Source organism: Kitasatospora sp. NPDC059795, from assembly GCF_042732175.1.
Lineage (GTDB): Bacteria > Actinomycetota > Actinomycetes > Streptomycetales > Streptomycetaceae > Kitasatospora.
The window spans coordinates 211,780-225,582 of record NZ_JBHWID010000011.1; the positions used below are offsets into that span (position 1 = coordinate 211,780).

Annotated in this window: 15 protein-coding genes; 9 read left to right on the forward strand and 6 right to left on the reverse strand. The window is 73.3% G+C overall.

The window, feature by feature from the left end; all coding sequences use genetic code 11:
- Positions 1-34: 34 nt before the first annotated feature.
- Positions 35-1,249 carry an FAD-dependent oxidoreductase gene (locus ACFV4P_RS23305; protein ID WP_380473971.1) on the forward strand — a complete coding sequence of 405 codons (1,215 nt, stop codon included), beginning with the start codon at positions 35-37 and terminating at the stop codon, positions 1,247-1,249.
- Between the two features lie 32 nt (positions 1,250-1,281).
- Here ACFV4P_RS23305 and ACFV4P_RS23310 read toward each other — a convergent pair whose 3' ends face one another.
- Together ACFV4P_RS23310 and ACFV4P_RS23315 are read right to left on the reverse strand one after the other, a co-directional pair.
- Positions 1,282-1,425, reverse strand: a complete 144-nt coding sequence (locus tag ACFV4P_RS23310) for a hypothetical protein (protein WP_380473974.1) — start codon at positions 1,423-1,425, stop codon at positions 1,282-1,284.
- A complete protein-coding gene (locus ACFV4P_RS23315; protein ID WP_380473976.1) occupies positions 1,422-1,667 on the reverse strand; it encodes a hypothetical protein in 246 nt (81 codons plus the stop codon). The genes ACFV4P_RS23310 and ACFV4P_RS23315 overlap by 4 nt, the downstream gene beginning before the upstream one ends.
- Before the next feature lie 176 nt (positions 1,668-1,843).
- Here ACFV4P_RS23315 and ACFV4P_RS23320 point away from each other — a divergent pair, with 176 nt between their 5' ends.
- Positions 1,844-2,038 (forward strand): DUF1737 domain-containing protein, encoded by a 195-nt coding sequence (locus ACFV4P_RS23320; RefSeq protein WP_073818639.1) that lies wholly within the window; start codon positions 1,844-1,846, stop codon positions 2,036-2,038.
- An 18-nt stretch (positions 2,039-2,056) separates the two neighbouring features.
- Here the strand turns inward: ACFV4P_RS23320 and ACFV4P_RS23325 are convergent, their stop codons facing one another.
- The 4 genes from ACFV4P_RS23325 to ACFV4P_RS23340 form a co-directional block, all read right to left on the reverse strand.
- Entirely contained in the window at positions 2,057-2,752 is a 696-nt protein-coding gene (locus tag ACFV4P_RS23325) for an HAD family hydrolase (protein WP_380473979.1), read from the reverse strand.
- A 10-nt stretch (positions 2,753-2,762) separates the two neighbouring features.
- A complete protein-coding gene (locus ACFV4P_RS23330) occupies positions 2,763-4,085 on the reverse strand; it encodes a serine hydrolase domain-containing protein (RefSeq protein WP_380473981.1) in 1,323 nt (440 codons plus the stop codon).
- Between the two features lie 154 nt (positions 4,086-4,239).
- The gene (locus tag ACFV4P_RS23335; protein ID WP_380473983.1) at positions 4,240-5,475 is read right to left on the reverse strand and encodes a helix-turn-helix domain-containing protein; all 1,236 of its coding nucleotides are present in this window, start codon (positions 5,473-5,475) and stop codon (positions 4,240-4,242) included.
- Between the two features lie 338 nt (positions 5,476-5,813).
- Positions 5,814-5,969, reverse strand: a complete 156-nt coding sequence (locus ACFV4P_RS23340) for a hypothetical protein (RefSeq protein ID WP_380473986.1) — start codon at positions 5,967-5,969, stop codon at positions 5,814-5,816.
- A gap of 80 nt (positions 5,970-6,049) precedes the next feature.
- On the opposite strand from ACFV4P_RS23340, the gene ACFV4P_RS23345 reads away from it, so the two are divergent.
- From ACFV4P_RS23345 to ACFV4P_RS23375, 7 genes are all read left to right on the forward strand, one after another.
- Complete coding sequence (locus ACFV4P_RS23345) at positions 6,050-6,997, forward strand: ArsR/SmtB family transcription factor (protein ID WP_380474091.1); 948 nt, start codon at positions 6,050-6,052, stop codon at positions 6,995-6,997.
- Between the two features lie 348 nt (positions 6,998-7,345).
- Positions 7,346-8,752 (forward strand): family 2B encapsulin nanocompartment shell protein, encoded by a 1,407-nt coding sequence (locus tag ACFV4P_RS23350; RefSeq protein ID WP_380473989.1) that lies wholly within the window; start codon positions 7,346-7,348, stop codon positions 8,750-8,752.
- 426 nt (positions 8,753-9,178) lie between these two features.
- Positions 9,179-9,901, forward strand: a complete 723-nt coding sequence (locus tag ACFV4P_RS23355) for a hypothetical protein (protein ID WP_380473992.1) — start codon at positions 9,179-9,181, stop codon at positions 9,899-9,901.
- A gap of 64 nt (positions 9,902-9,965) precedes the next feature.
- Positions 9,966-10,730, forward strand: a complete 765-nt coding sequence (locus ACFV4P_RS23360; RefSeq protein WP_380473995.1) for a hypothetical protein — start codon at positions 9,966-9,968, stop codon at positions 10,728-10,730.
- Positions 10,731-10,909: 179 nt separating this feature from the next.
- Positions 10,910-11,545, forward strand: coding sequence for a hypothetical protein (locus ACFV4P_RS23365; protein ID WP_380473997.1), 636 nt, complete (start codon positions 10,910-10,912; stop codon positions 11,543-11,545).
- A 123-nt stretch (positions 11,546-11,668) separates the two neighbouring features.
- A complete protein-coding gene (locus tag ACFV4P_RS23370) occupies positions 11,669-13,132 on the forward strand; it encodes an amidase (protein ID WP_380474000.1) in 1,464 nt (487 codons plus the stop codon).
- A gap of 94 nt (positions 13,133-13,226) precedes the next feature.
- A complete protein-coding gene (locus tag ACFV4P_RS23375; protein WP_073818657.1) occupies positions 13,227-13,679 on the forward strand; it encodes a MarR family transcriptional regulator in 453 nt (150 codons plus the stop codon).
- Positions 13,680-13,803: the final 124 nt, after the last annotated feature.

Consider the following 13,803-nt stretch of genomic DNA (forward strand, 5'->3'; position numbering starts at 1 on the left):
CGATACGGTGTATCAACCAGACGGGGGGACACGCATGTCCACAACGAGCGGCAGCGGCGTCGGCATCGTTGGAGGCGGCCCGGGCGGCCTGACCCTGGCCAGGCTGCTCACTCTGCGGGGCATCCACGCCACGGTCTACGAGCGCGACAACGGGCCGGACGCCAGGACCCAGGGCGGCACCCTCGACCTGCACCTCGACACCGGCCAACGCGCCCTGCGCGCCGCCAGGTTGGACGAAGCCTTCGACCGGCACGCCCGCCCCGAGGGCCAGGACATGATCCTGCTCGACGCGGCCGGCACCGTCCACCACCGCGAATACACCCCCGACCCGGCGCCCGGCGACGCCCCGCCGCCCCGACCCGAGATCGACCGCGCCCACCTGCGCGACCTGCTGCTCGGCTCCCTGCCGCCCGGCACCGTCCGCTGGGCGCACACCCTGCGCACCGCCACCCCCGCCCCCGGCGGCGGCTGGCAGCTGCACTTCACCGACGGCAGCACCGCCCACCACCGCATCCTGATCGGCGCGGACGGCGCCCGCTCCCGGCTGCGCCCGCTGCTCACCCCCGCCGAACCGCGCCACCTCGGCGTCAACACCGTCCAGGGCGACATCCCCGCCATCGACCGCACCCACCCCGACCTGGCCGCCGCCGTCGGCCGGGGCAGCTACTGGGCGATCGGCGACGACCGCTCGGTCGCCGCACAGCGCTGCTCCGACGGCCGGGTCCTGGTCGGCCTCTCCTTCCACGGCCCCGCCGACTGGCCGACCACCTGCGGCATCCCGTTCGACCGCCCCGCCGAGGCCCGCGCCGCGCTGCTGGAACTCTTCGCCGACTGGACTCCCACCTGCCGTGCGCTGATCGCCGCCTGCGAAGGCGAGTTGATGCCCCGCGCGCTCACCGCCCTGCCCGTCGGCCTGCGCTGGCCGCACCGCCCCGGCCTCACCCTGCTCGGCGACGCCGCCCACCTGATGCCGCCCGTCGGCAGCGGCGCCAACGCGGCGATGCGGGACGCCCTCGAACTCGCCGACGCGCTGACCGCCGAACCCGCCGACCACGAGCGGGCGTTGCGCGCCTACGAGACCGAGATGTTCGCCCGCACCGCCGAGGTCGCCGCCGAGTCCGACCGGGTGATGACGCTGATGCACTCGCCCGCCGGAGCGCGAGGCGTGGCCGCCTTCTTCAATGGCGAGGCCGCCTTCTTCAACGGCGAGGACGCGGTCGTCCACGGCGAGGACGCGGCGGCCGGGTAGGCCGCTTCTTGCAGGGCCGCGCCGCGCGGGCGCTACCGAACGAGGAACCAGCTCTGATGCGGGTTGGTTCGATTGCAGCCCTCCTCGTGGAACAGGTACGGGCTGTTGTTGCCGTCGTCCAGGCAGGAGCGGACGGCGAAGTTGAAGAACTGGGTGCCGATCGCGCCCTGCGTCATCGCCCAGCCGGTGTCGGGGCGGCGGAGGCGATCCGCCAGTGGGTGTTGGACGTGTTGGCGCCGAGCGTGGTCGAACTCAGCTCGTAGCTGCCGTAGATGCTGGTGAGGCGGTGGTCGATGAACCTGCTGCTGCCGATGACGATGTCGTCCATGGTCACCGAGGCGCCGGCCGTGCCGGACCCGGCGACCAACGAGAGGAGTGCCGCCGCCGTACCGAGCGCGGCCGCGAGACGGAGCTTCATGCGCGCGGACCCTCCGTGGGGGATGGGGCCTTGGACCTGCCTCCACGCTAGCGGCGGGCCCCCGGCCCGCGGCAGCGGCGGACGGTGCACGGGCGGAGTGCACGGACGCGGCGGAGCGCCCCTCGGCTTCGTCCACCTGCCTGAGACTTCGTCCACCTGCCTGAGATGCTGAGGGAATGAGCACACTTTCGAATACGCCGCCGGACGGACTGCCCCGCTACCGCGTCCTGACCGGGCCCGACGACGCGAGCTTCTGCCACCGGGTCAGCGAGGCGCTCGCGCTGGGATACGAGCTGCACGAGGGGCCCGCCGTCACGTTCAACGGCGAGCGGGTCATCGTGGCGCAGGCGGTGGTGTGGCCGTCGCGGTGATCAGGGGAGCCGTCGCGATCAGGGGAGTCGGGCGAGCAGGGACAGGACGTCGGACAGCGACGGGAGGGACGGGCCGGACCAGTCGTCCTCGCGGGAGTGGGCGTCGTTGTCGGCCCAGTCGGCGGCCCTGAGCATGAAGGCCCGCATGCCGCAGGCGGTGGCGCCGGTGAGTTCGTGGCCGCCGCCGTCGCCGACGTAGAGGCAGTCCTGCGGGGCGACGCCGAGGCGACGGGCGATCAGCTGGAAGAGCTCCGGATCGGGCTTGCGCCGGCCTTCCTCACAGGAGAGCACCCGGGCGTCGACCAGCTCGGCCAGCGGAAGCTGCGACCAGCTCTCGGCGAGCTCGGCGGTGCAGTCGCTGAGCACCCCCAGGCGCAGTCCGCGGGCGCGCAGCTCGGTCAGGGTCGGGACGGCGTCGGCACGCAGCGCGAACAGTTCGCGCTGCGCCGCCAGCCGTGCGGCGCAGGCCGCCGTGAGGGCCTCGTCACCGGGGTCGAGGCCGTTGCGGCGGGCGAGCGTGCGGAAGGTGGCCGCCAGGTCGCCCAGGCTGCCGGTCGCCCGCTCCGGGAACGAGGAGTCCAGGGCCGCGCGCCAGACGCCGGTCGGCAGGCCGAGCGGGGCGGCGCTCCGCGCGGCGTGGTCGTCCCAGACACCGGCCGGCGTACTCGGGGTGAGAGTTCCGAAGAAGTCGAAGACGACAGCGGTGACGGCCATGATCGAGACCTTAGCCGCGGAGCAGCCGGCAGGGGTGGAGGAGGTACGGGCCGAGCAGGCCCTCGCGGTCGCCGTCCTTGAAGGCGCCGGCCCGGCCGGTCAGCGCGTCCCCGTCGGCGTGGAGCTCCAGGCCGAACGAGGGGCTGTTCAACCGGGCGTCGGCGGTGGGGAGTTGGAGGTCGGCGGCGAGGCGGACGTCCCAGCGGCGGGAGGCGGTCGCCGGGACGGTGGCCGGCGGGAGATCGGCGAGGTGGACGACGACCCGACGGTCGGCGAGGACGTCCAGGCGGAGCGGGATCCCGCCGTCCGGGGACTCGATCAGGCCCGCCCAGCTGCCGGGGGCGAGGGCGAACGCGCGGGTCGGGTCGCTGTCCGGCGCGAGGTGGCCGGGGTCGAACTCGGGGGCCAGGGTGTCCATCAGGTGGAGGACCACGGCGTTGCGGGCCGACTTGTCGGTGCAGTTGGCGAGGACGGCGAGGGAGAGTTCGCGCTCGGGCAGGTCGATCATCATGGTGCCGACGCCGCCCATGCCGCCGCCGTGGCTGACGATCGACGAGCCGTCGCCGCGCTGGACGACCCGGCCGAAGCCGTACCCGAGACGGTCGTTGATGGCCGGGCCGTCGAGGACGGCCGCCGCCGTGGCCGGGTGCAGCAGGCCCGCCGAGCGGCGCGCGAACAGCGCGATGTCCGTTGCGCTGGCCCAACCCGCCCCGGCGGACGGGTGGCTGTCGTAGCAGGTCGGGTAGACGCGGCCGTCCGGGGTGTAGCGGCTCGCGGCGGGCGCGGGGCCGGCGTAGGTCGGGCCGAGGTCGAAGGAGGTCAGGCCGAGCGGCCGGGCGACCTGCTCGTGCAGGAAGGTGCGCAGCGGCTGCCCGGTGGCCTGTTCGAGGAGCAGTCCGAGTTCCCGGTAGCCGTGGTTCGAGTACTCGAACTCGCCGCCAGGAGCCTGGAGTTGGCGGCGGTAGGCGGAGAAGTCGATCGAGGAATCGGCGTCGTACTGGAAGTCGTAGTACGACGGGAACCCGCCCCGGTGCTGCATCAGCTGACGCGGCGTGGGCGGCCACGGGTCGCCGCCGGGTACGGGCGCGTCCAGGTCGAGCAGCTTGCGGTCGGCCGCGAGGCAGACGGCCGTCGCGGTGAACGCCTTGGTGATCGAGGCGAGACCGTAGACGGTCTCCGGGGTCGCAGCGCGGTTCTCCGCGACGTCGGCCAGCCCGTAGGCCCGCGCGAACACCACCTCGTCGCCCTGCACCACGGCCACGCTCAGCGACGGGCACGCGTGCTCCGTCAGCGCCCGCTCGCAGAACTCGTCCAGTCCGTCCAGCATGCTCATGCCTCCCCCGTGCAGCAAGATCCGTTCCGGGACGGATGGTATCCGCCTGCGAACGGCCTTGCCAGATCGGGGTGTTCGGAGTGATCCACGGAACTGCGGTGGTGGGCATGAGAACGGACGACCGGCCGACAGACACCCGGAGAGCGGCCGGCCGTCAGGGCGAGGTGGTGGCGCGGAGGGCCACTTCCAGTTCCAGGCGGGTGTTGGGGGAGGCCAGCGACGGGCCGAAGAGGCGGTGGACGCGGTGCAGGCGCTGGCGGGCGGTCTGGGGGTGGATGCCCAGGCGAGCGGCGACCTGGGGCGCGGTGCCGCGACCGGTCTGGAGCCAGGCGAGGAGGGTGGCGGCCAGGCGGTCGCGCTGTTTGGGGGTGAGCGGCGCGAGCGGGGCGAGGCGACGTTCGGCGATCAGCCGGACCAGGGCCGGATCGGTGAGCAGCAGCAGATCGGTGAGGTGGTCGCGGCAGTCGACCGGCTGGTCCGGGGCATTCGGGAGGGAGGCGCGGAGCAGGCGTGCCCAGCGCAGCGACTGCGCGGCGAGCGCCGGCGGGACGGCCGGGCCGATCACCGCGCCGCGCCCCTGGAGGGCGGCGGCGACCCGCGGGTCGGTGAGCGTGGCTGCCGGATTGGGCAGCAGGAGGTGGGGCTGTGGGCTCTCCAGGTCGGCCAGGACGTGGTCGGGCAGTCGGCCGTCGCCCGGTGGGCGGGAGCCGAACGAGGCGATGCGGGCCAGTGGTTGACGGGCCGTCGGCAGGGGTGCGGGCGTGCGCGGGTCGAGCGAGACGGCGGCGAGCAGGGCGGGCAGCGGCCACTCGGCGGCCTGCGCGGCGTCGGTGAGGTCGGCGGCGTCCGGTCCGGTGCCGGCCGGTCCGGGGGCAGTCGATCCGGTGCGGGTCGGCCCAGTGCCGGCCGGTCCGGGGGCAGTCGGTCCGGTGTGCGGTGCGTCCGACAGCAGGAGGGCGAGCAGCCGGTGCCGGGCCCGGGCGAGGGTGCCCGCCCGGTCGGTGCGGGCGTCGAGGTAGCCGCGGACGGCGGCGGCCGTGACCTCGTCGATGTGCGTGAACACCGCCTCGGCGAGCGTGACCAGCCGTTCGGGGCCGAGGCCGAGGCGGCGGGCCACCCGGGCGTAGCGGCGCCAGATGATCCGGGCACCGAGTCGGAACGCCGCCTGCAGGGCGTCCAGGCTGCGGCCCTCGGCGAACTCGGCGCGGCCGAGCGCCCGGTAGTTCCGCAGCTGTCGCGGGGTGGGTGCGGGCAGGCCGGCGAGCCGGTCGACGAACTCGGCGAGCGCGGTCTCCAGGCCCTGCTGGATTCCGGTGCCGAATTGGCCGGAGATGGGGCGGGCGAATTCCGGGAGGGAGCATCTGATCTCGCGGATGATCTCGGCGGCCAAGGATTGCTGCTCCGCCCCGAGTTCGGCCGACAATTCGCGCGGAAGTCCCTCCCACGGCCCAGCCAATTCCGATCCTCCAGGTAGCGATAATCCGTTCCACCGGCCTCCGGCGACAGGGGGAGTATGCGGCGGACCATCCGGCCGGTCAATAGGGCCGACGCAGGCAGGCGGACCCCGGAGGGCAGTTCGGGCGTGAAGGGCGAGGATTTCCCGGCACTCGCCGAAGGGTTTTCCGTCGGCCCGGGTCGGCGAAATTGACGGCCCGTCAGCCCGGGCGGGACGGAAGAGCGAGGAATTAGGGGCCGGAAGGCACATGAATTGCAGGGAGAGCAGAGGTTTCAGGCCGGTGCTTCGCCTCGGGCGCGCAGCCCGGGGGCGAGGAGCAGCGTAACGGCGAGGGAGGCGGCGGCCAGCGCGGCGATCGCGGTCGCGGGGGAGGTCCGTTCGGCCAGGGCGCCGCCGAGGGCGGCGCCGACGCCCTGCATGGCGAGCATGCCGGAGCCGTGCAACCCGAAGGCGTGGGTGGCAGGTCGGCGCCGACACGCTCGTCGGCAGCCGGTTCGTCGTCTCCCCGCTGGCGGAGACCCTTGCCGCACTGAAACTGCTGCACCGGGGCGTCGGCGGGAACCCGGCCGAACGCCGCTGGCTCGACGTCCATCTGCCCGCGTACCGGTGGCAGTTGGCGGCGGACCCGGTGACCGCCCCACTGGTGCGCACCGCGATCGGCGGGTCGTGGAACGCCACCTTCGTCACACCCACGCCCACGCCCAGGTCCGCGCCGGCCGCACCGGTCGCGGAGGCCGAGTTCGCCGAGGAGCTGGCGCAGGTCCGCGGCACGCCGGCCCGGACGGCGCGGGAGGACCTGGCGGAGGCCCGCGGCGGGCCGCTGCCGGACGTGCTGCGCCGCGACGACCTGCCCGCCCGGACGGCCGACCTGCTGGAGTGGACCTGGACGACGGCGGTGCTCCCGTCCTGGCCGCAGCGCCGGCGCACCGTCGAGGCCGACATCGTCGCCCGCACGGCGCAGCTGGGCCGGGGCGGGTGGGCCGCGGCGCTGGCCGACCTGCGGCCCGGGATGCGCTGGCTGGGCGGGAGTCGCCTGCAGATCACCGCGCACGACCACCCGCCGAGGCAACTCGCCGGTGCGCAGCTGATGTTCGTCCCCGTGACGCCCCGGCAGAGCTGGGTCTGCTGGGACACCTCGGCCGTCCGGGCCGGCCGGTACGCGGTGGTGTACCCGTGCTCCGGCGTGCTGGCCGAGGCCGGCCGGGCGCGCGCCCCCGAGGCGCTGGGCCGGCTGCTCGGCCCGGCCCGGGCGGACGTGCTGGCGCTGCTCGGCGCCCCGAAGACCACCACCCAGCTGGTGGCGCTGACCGGGCAGGGCCTGGGCTCGGTGGGCCGGCACCTGAAGGTGCTGTTCGACGCCCGGCTGGTGCAGCGCCGCCGCACCGGACGGTCGGTGCTGTACTTCCGCACCGAGGCGGGCGAGGTCCTGCTGCGGGCGCAGTCCGAGATGGGTTGACGGAGCGTCAATCCGGCCGCCGGGTGGCGGATGTGACGTGAGGGGCGGGTGGTTCGCGGTCAACCTGAGTTGCCGCGAGGTCAGTCGGATGGCAAACAGGGCGGAGTCGATCCCAATCCTTCTGGGGGCAATGTTCACCTGATCGGGTGCACCGTGGGCTGCGGGGGCGGTGCGGGGAGTGGCGAAGATCTACTGTTCGGGAGGCGGTGGGCGGCACGGTGACGCCGGTGACCCGAAGTCCCTCCGATCCCCTCGGCCATCCCCCTTGACTCTTTTCCAAGACCCCAATACACCCATGGATCTGACGAGACGTCAGGTCCGTGGCGAGACGAAGGAGAGCCCGGCCCAATGTCCGTGGACAGCAGCCCGGAGACTCAGCAGGCGCAGCGCCAGCAGACCAGCCTCACCACCGCCGCCGCACGCAACCTGGCGACCACCACCAAGTCCGCGCCGCAGATGCAGGAGATCACCTCCCGCTGGCTGCTGCGGATGCTGCCCTGGGTGCAGACCTCCGGCGGTACCTACCGGGTCAACCGGCGCCTGACCTACACGGTCGGCGACGGCCGGATCGAGTTCATCCAGACCGGCGGCGACGTCCGCGTCATCCCCCGGGAGCTCGGTGAACTCGCCCTGCTGCGCGGCTTCGAGGACGACGACGTGCTGTCCGCGATCGCCGACCGGTGCGTGCAGCGCGAGTTCCGGGCCGGGGAGACCCTGGCCGAGCGCGGCACCCCGTCCGACAAGATCCACCTGATCGCGCACGGCAAGATCAACCAGATCTCCAGCGGCAAGTACGGCGACGACGCGGTGATCGGCGTCCTCGGCGACGGCGACCGCTTCGGGGAGAACGCCCTGCTGGACGCCGACGCCAGCTGGGACTACACCGCCACCGCCAAGACCGCCGGCACCCTGCTCACCCTCAGCCGGGCCGACTTCCAGGCGGTGCTCGCCCAGTCCGAGAGCCTCCAGGCCCACATCCGGGACTTCGCCAGCCTGCCGCTGCAGCGCCAGAACGAGCTCGGCGAGGCCGAGATCGCGATGTCCGCGGGCCACGAGGGCGAGTTCCAGCTGCCCACCGCGTTCGTCGACTACGAGCTCAAGCCGCGCGAGTACGAGCTGTCCATCGCACAGACCGTGCTGCGCGTCCACTCCCGGGTGGCGGACCTGTACAACCACCCGATGAACCAGATCGAGCAGCAGCTCAAGCTCACCGTCGAGGCGCTCCGCGAGCGCCAGGAGCACGAGCTGATCAACAACCGCGAGTTCGGCCTGCTCTCCAACTGCGCCTTCAACCAGCGGATCCAGACCCACTCCGGCCCCGCCACCCCCGACGACCTGGACGAGCTGCTCAGCCGCCGCCGCGACTCCGAGTTCTTCCTCGCCCACCCCAAGACCATCGCCGCGCTCGGCCGCGAGTTCAACTCGCGCGGCCTGTACCCCGACACGGTCGACATCCAGGGCCACAAGGTGCCGGCCTGGCGCGGCGTCCCGATCCTGCCCTGCAACAAGATCCCGATCACCCCGGAGAACACCAGCTCGATCCTGGTCCTGCGCACCGGCGAGGACAACCAGGGTGTCGTCGGCCTCCACCAGACCGGCATCCCCGACGAGTTCCAGCCCAGCCTGTCGGTGCGCTTCATGGGCATCGACGAGAAGGCCGTCATCAACTACCTGGTCACCGCGTACTACTCCGCGGCCATCATGGTGCCGGACGCGCTCGGCGTGCTCGAGAACGTGGAGATCGCCGTCCGCTGAGGCCAGGGGCCGGGAGCTGTTACGAAGAAGATCACGGTGGACCGCCGGAGGCCGTAACCAAACGGCGGTCCACCGAGTTGAGGGTGCGTCGGATTGATCATGCTGTTCCGTTTCTGCGGCGGAACGGCACCGGTCCTCCGATGCACCCTCGACTGCGCTCCGGCACGACGCGGAGCCAGTTCGCTCGTCCACAGCCACAGTCCACAGCCACAGGAAGGTTGGACCACGCCCATGCAGCGGAACGACCGGCCGCCCGCGAACAGCGGGAATGCGGCGGAGACCTTACCCACCCGAAGCCCAGCCCGAAGCCCAGCCCGAAGCCCAGCCCGAAGCCCAGCCCACAGCCCCACCCGCAGCCCTGCTCGCGGCCGAGGCCGCGCCGTCCGGGCGGCCGGGGCACTCGCCGGGGTCGTCGTGGTGTGCGCGGTGCTCACCGGGGCCGCCCAGACCACCGCCCGGACGGACACCACGGCGGGGGAGGGGGAGGACGGGCGGTGGCTGGAGATCTGCGTCCACGTGCACACCTCCGTCGACGCCGCCGGGGCCCACGTGGAGGTGGACGCCGAGGCCGGGGCGGAGGTCCAACTCCCGCTGCGCCCGCAGTCGATAGGGCCGGGGGCGCTCGCACCGCAGGGGGACAAGGGGGGCCACGGGGGCGGCCACAGCGGGGGCGATGACCACGGCGACCATGACGGGCACGGCGATCACGGCGGGCACGGTGACGGGCACCACTGCCACCCGAGTCCGACGCCGACCCCGACTCCGAAGCCCACCCCCAAGCCCTCGCCAACTCCCAAGCCGAGCCCGACAGTCGAGTCGACGCCGACCCCGAGTCCGACGCCGACCCCCGCTCCGGCACCCACGCCGAAGCCGCAGCCCGCACCCACCCGCAGCGCCGCGCCGATCGCGCCCGCGCCGCCCACCCCCGCGCCGCCGACGCCCGCACCGAGCCCCGCACCGAGTCGGCCCGCGCCGCAGGCGTCCGTCCACCTGCCGCCCCCGCTGCTGCACGCCACGGCGCCCAAGCGCCACGGCAGTTCGACCACCACCCGGATGCTGGTGGTCACCGTCCCCGCCGTCATCGCCGCGGCCGCGCTGCGTCCGAGCGGGAAGTCCCGGGCCGCCGCCGGGCGGCGCGGCCGGTCCTGACGCATCGTCAAGTCTCGTTTCATTCAGCCGAGTTGTTGATCCGAACAACAGGAGAGGACCTGTCATGTCCGAATGGGTGGCGCTCGCCATCGTGATGGCCGGGGCGTGCCTGGTCGTCGTCGCGGTCGTGCTGCTGAGGCACCGCAAGGCCGATCTCCACGAGGACACCTCGGAGACGCCCGACGTCATCGAGTACATCACCATGATGATCGGCGTCGTGTACGCGATCGTGCTGGGCCTGGCGATCGCCGGCGTCTGGGAGTCCCGGTCGTCCGCGCAGGACGACGTGCAGCGCGAGGCGCAGGCCCTGCACGAGGTCAGTGCCCGCGCCGAGGTGTTCCCCGCCGACTACCGGGCGACGGTGGCCAAGGACGTCGACACCTACGTCTCGTTCGTGGTGGACACCGAATGGCACCACATGCGCACCCACGGGGAACTCTCCCCCGAGGGCACCGATCTGCTCGCCAAGCTGCGCACCGACGTCGCGGCCCGCACGCCGCAGAACGACATCGAGGCGCAGGCGTACCAGGCGATGATGGACCGGATCGCCACCGCCGACGAGGCCCGCAACTCCCGTGGCGGCAACACCGGTCCGACCATGCCCGGGGTGGTCTGGTTCGGGCTGATCATCGGCGCGGTGGTCACCATCGGGATGCTGTTCGCGCTCCAGATCCGGCGCTCCGGGCGGGAGTTGGTGCTGGCCGGCACGTTCAGCGCGCTGATCGGCTTCCTGCTGTTCCTGATCTGGGACTTCGACGACCCGTTCGGGCGCGGCATGTCGGTCACCACGCAGCCGTTCCTGGACCTGTTCCCGACCCTCAACCAGTAGTCCGAGCGGCGTAGATGGGGAACATCTGCCCGCCCCGGGACGGTTCGCGCATTACGCTGGGCCCGGCCGCCCCCGGCGGGACGGGGGCCCGGGACCGGGCGGCCGACGGGGAGACCGCGCATCGTGCCGCCACCGGCGACGCGGGCGCGGCGGCACGACGCGCAACGGGGAGACACGGCATGGGGGCGCAGGACATCGACGGGCGGCACGGCGGCGCATCGCACGCCACGGCGCCCGGTACGGGAGCGGGCTCGGGGGCGGGCTCGGGGGCGGGCTCGGCAGGCGGGAGCAGGTACGCGCGGGTCGAGCGGGAGCGGCGTTTCCTGCTCGCCCGGGTCCCTGCGCCCGGCGCGGTCACCTGCGCCCGGCTGATCACCGACCGGTACGTGGACGGCACCCGGCTGCGGCTGCGCCACGTCGAACGGATCGACACCGGGGAGTGCGCCCACAAACTGACCCAGAAGACCCCGGCGCCGCCCGGCACCACCGGCGCCGTGCAGGGCCTGATCACCAACATGTACCTGTCCGGCGAGGAGTACTCGCTGCTGCTGGACGCGCTGCCCGGGCGGGAGTTGACCAAGACCCGGTTGAGCGTCCCGCCGCTGGGCATCGACGTCTTCGACGGCCGGCTGCTCGGACTGGTGCTGGCGGAGGCCGAGTTCGAGACCACGGAGGACGCAGAAACCTTCGTGCCCCCGGCGGGCTGCCTGGCCGAGGTCACCGACGACCCGCGCTTCACCGGCGGCTCGCTGGCCCACGCCGAACGCTCCCAGGTGCGCGGCTGGCTGGCGGACTACGGACTGGAACTGGCCTGAAGGCACCCCGGGGCGGAGTGAACTTCCGCCTCCGGGTGCCGAATTGGCGGATACTCGGGCTCTTTCCTCGTTGTGCGAATCAGTTTTTCGTGCCCTCGTCGAGGGGTCAGTACGGTCGGATTCATGGAGTGGAACTTTCAATCGGCCGAACAGCTCCTCGCCGCTCTGCGTGCGGGTGAGGTGACGTCGGCGGAACTGACCGACGCGGCGATCGCCGCCATCGAGCGGGACGACAAGCCGATCAACGCGATCTGCCTGCCGGACTTCGACCGGGCGCGGGCCGCCGCACGCAGCGCCGACGAGGCCCGCGCCCGCGGCGAGGACCGGCCGCTGCTCGGCGTCCCGGTGACGGTCAAGGAGTGCTTCGACGTCGCCGGGCTGCCGACGAGCTGGGGCATGCCCCCGTACCGGGACTTCCGGCCGGCCGAGGACGCGCTCCAGGTGGCGCGGCTCAAGGGCGCGGGCGCGGTGGTGCTCGGCAAGACCAACGTGCCCCTGGGGCTGCAGGACATCCAGACCTTCAACGAGATCCACGGCACCACCAACAACCCGTGGGACCGCGGCCGCACCTCCGGCGGGTCCTCCGGCGGCTCGGCGGCGGCGCTGGCGACCGGCTTCGGCGCGCTGTCCATCGGCTCCGACCTCGGCGGCTCGCTGCGCACCCCCGCGCACTTCTGCGGGATCTACGCGCACAAGCCGAGCCTCGGACTGACGCCGAGCCGCGGCATGGTCCCGCCGCCCGGGCCGGCCCTGCCGACCGAGCACGACCTCGCCGTCGTCGGCCCGATGGCGCGCACCGCCCGCGACCTGTCGCTGCTGCTCGACATCATGGCCGAACCGGACCCGCTGACCCGGGGCGTGGCGTACCGGGTGACGCTGCCGCCCGCCCGCCACGAGCGAACGGCCGACTTCCGGGTCCTGGTCGTCGAGGACCACCCGTTCATCCCGACCGGCACCGCCGTCCGCGCGGGCCTGAACCGGGTGGCCGACACCCTCGACCGCGCAGGCGCCCGGGTCGACCGGCACAGTCCGCTGCTGCCCGACCTCGCCGACGCCGCGGGGATCTACCTGCAGCTGCTGTTCTCCGGCTCCACCGCGCACTTCCCGATCGAGACGCCGCTCGAACAGCTGCGGGCCCGCGCCGCCCGGCTGAGCCCGGACGACCGGAGCCTGGACGCGGCGCGGCTGCGCGGCATGGTGATCGGCCACGGCGACTGGATGGCGGTGAACGCCCGTCGCGAACTCCACCGGCAGGGCTGGCGGCAGCTGTTCGCCGACTACGACGTCGTGGTGTGCCCGATCACACCGACGCCCGCGTTCCCGCACGACCACCACCCCGACCCGCTGCGGCGGGTGCTCGACATCGACGGCACCGGGTACCCGTACTTCGACCAGCTGGTCTGGGCCGGCCTGGCGACCATGCCCGGCCTGCCCGCCACCGCCGTGCCGACCGGGCCGTCGCCCGAGGGCCTGCCGGTGGGCGTGCAGTTGATCGGCCCGATGTTCGAGGACCGCACCCCGCTGCGGCTGGCCGAGCTGCTCGAAGCGGAGATGGGCGGCTTCCGGGCGCCGAAGTGTGCCCCGTGAGTCCCCGGCGGGCGTGAAACGGAATCCGGTGTTCCCGGCGCCCGAATGTACAGGCAAACTGTACATTCGGGCGCCGGGAACCTAGGCTGACCCCATGAGTGAAGACCGGGAGGCCACGCCGTCCGCCGTGCAGGCCTCGCAGCAGGTGCGATCGGTGATCGGCCGACTGCGCCGTCGCATCCGGGCCGCCGCCGGAACGGGCGACCTGACGCTCACCCAGGCGTCCGCGATGGGACGGCTGCTGGACAGCGACGGCCAGGGCCTGACCACCAGCGACCTCGCCGTCGCCGAAGGCATGCGCCACCAGTCGATGGCCACCACCATCGCCGCCCTCACCGCACAGGGCCTGGTCGAACGCCGCCGCGACCCCGACGACGGCCGCCGGATGCTGATCGTCCTCACCGACGAGGGCCGCCGCCGCGCCGAGGACGGGCGGCGGGCGCGCGGCGAATGGCTGGCCGCCGAACTCCAGGCCAAGTGCACCGAGGCGGAACGGCAGACCGTGATCGCGGCGATGGCCGTCCTGGAGCGGCTCGGGCACGACTGAGGGCGCAGGCTCTTCCGGACCCGACGCAGGCTCTTCCGGACCCGAGGGTGCCGATTCCTCCGGGCCCGAGGGTGCTGATTTCGGCGGAAGCCGCCGCACGCGCACGCCCGAACCGACCCCCGGG

Coding starts and splice junctions, on each gene's coding strand:
- ACFV4P_RS23305 (WP_380473971.1), top strand. CDS start 35: ATGTCCACAACGAGCGGCAGCGGCGTCGGCATCGTTGGAGGCGGCCCG.
- ACFV4P_RS23310 (WP_380473974.1), bottom strand. CDS start 1,425: ATGACGCAGGGCGCGATCGGCACCCAGTTCTTCAACTTCGCCGTCCGC.
- ACFV4P_RS23315 (WP_380473976.1), bottom strand. CDS start 1,667: ATGAAGCTCCGTCTCGCGGCCGCGCTCGGTACGGCGGCGGCACTCCTC.
- ACFV4P_RS23320 (WP_073818639.1), top strand. CDS start 1,844: ATGAGCACACTTTCGAATACGCCGCCGGACGGACTGCCCCGCTACCGC.
- ACFV4P_RS23325 (WP_380473979.1), bottom strand. CDS start 2,752: ATGGCCGTCACCGCTGTCGTCTTCGACTTCTTCGGAACTCTCACCCCG.
- ACFV4P_RS23330 (WP_380473981.1), bottom strand. CDS start 4,085: ATGAGCATGCTGGACGGACTGGACGAGTTCTGCGAGCGGGCGCTGACG.
- ACFV4P_RS23340 (WP_380473986.1), bottom strand. CDS start 5,969: ATGCTCGCCATGCAGGGCGTCGGCGCCGCCCTCGGCGGCGCCCTGGCC.
- ACFV4P_RS23350 (WP_380473989.1), top strand. CDS start 7,346: ATGTCCGTGGACAGCAGCCCGGAGACTCAGCAGGCGCAGCGCCAGCAG.
- ACFV4P_RS23360 (WP_380473995.1), top strand. CDS start 9,966: ATGTCCGAATGGGTGGCGCTCGCCATCGTGATGGCCGGGGCGTGCCTG.
- ACFV4P_RS23365 (WP_380473997.1), top strand. CDS start 10,910: ATGGGGGCGCAGGACATCGACGGGCGGCACGGCGGCGCATCGCACGCC.
- ACFV4P_RS23370 (WP_380474000.1), top strand. CDS start 11,669: ATGGAGTGGAACTTTCAATCGGCCGAACAGCTCCTCGCCGCTCTGCGT.
- ACFV4P_RS23375 (WP_073818657.1), top strand. CDS start 13,227: ATGAGTGAAGACCGGGAGGCCACGCCGTCCGCCGTGCAGGCCTCGCAG.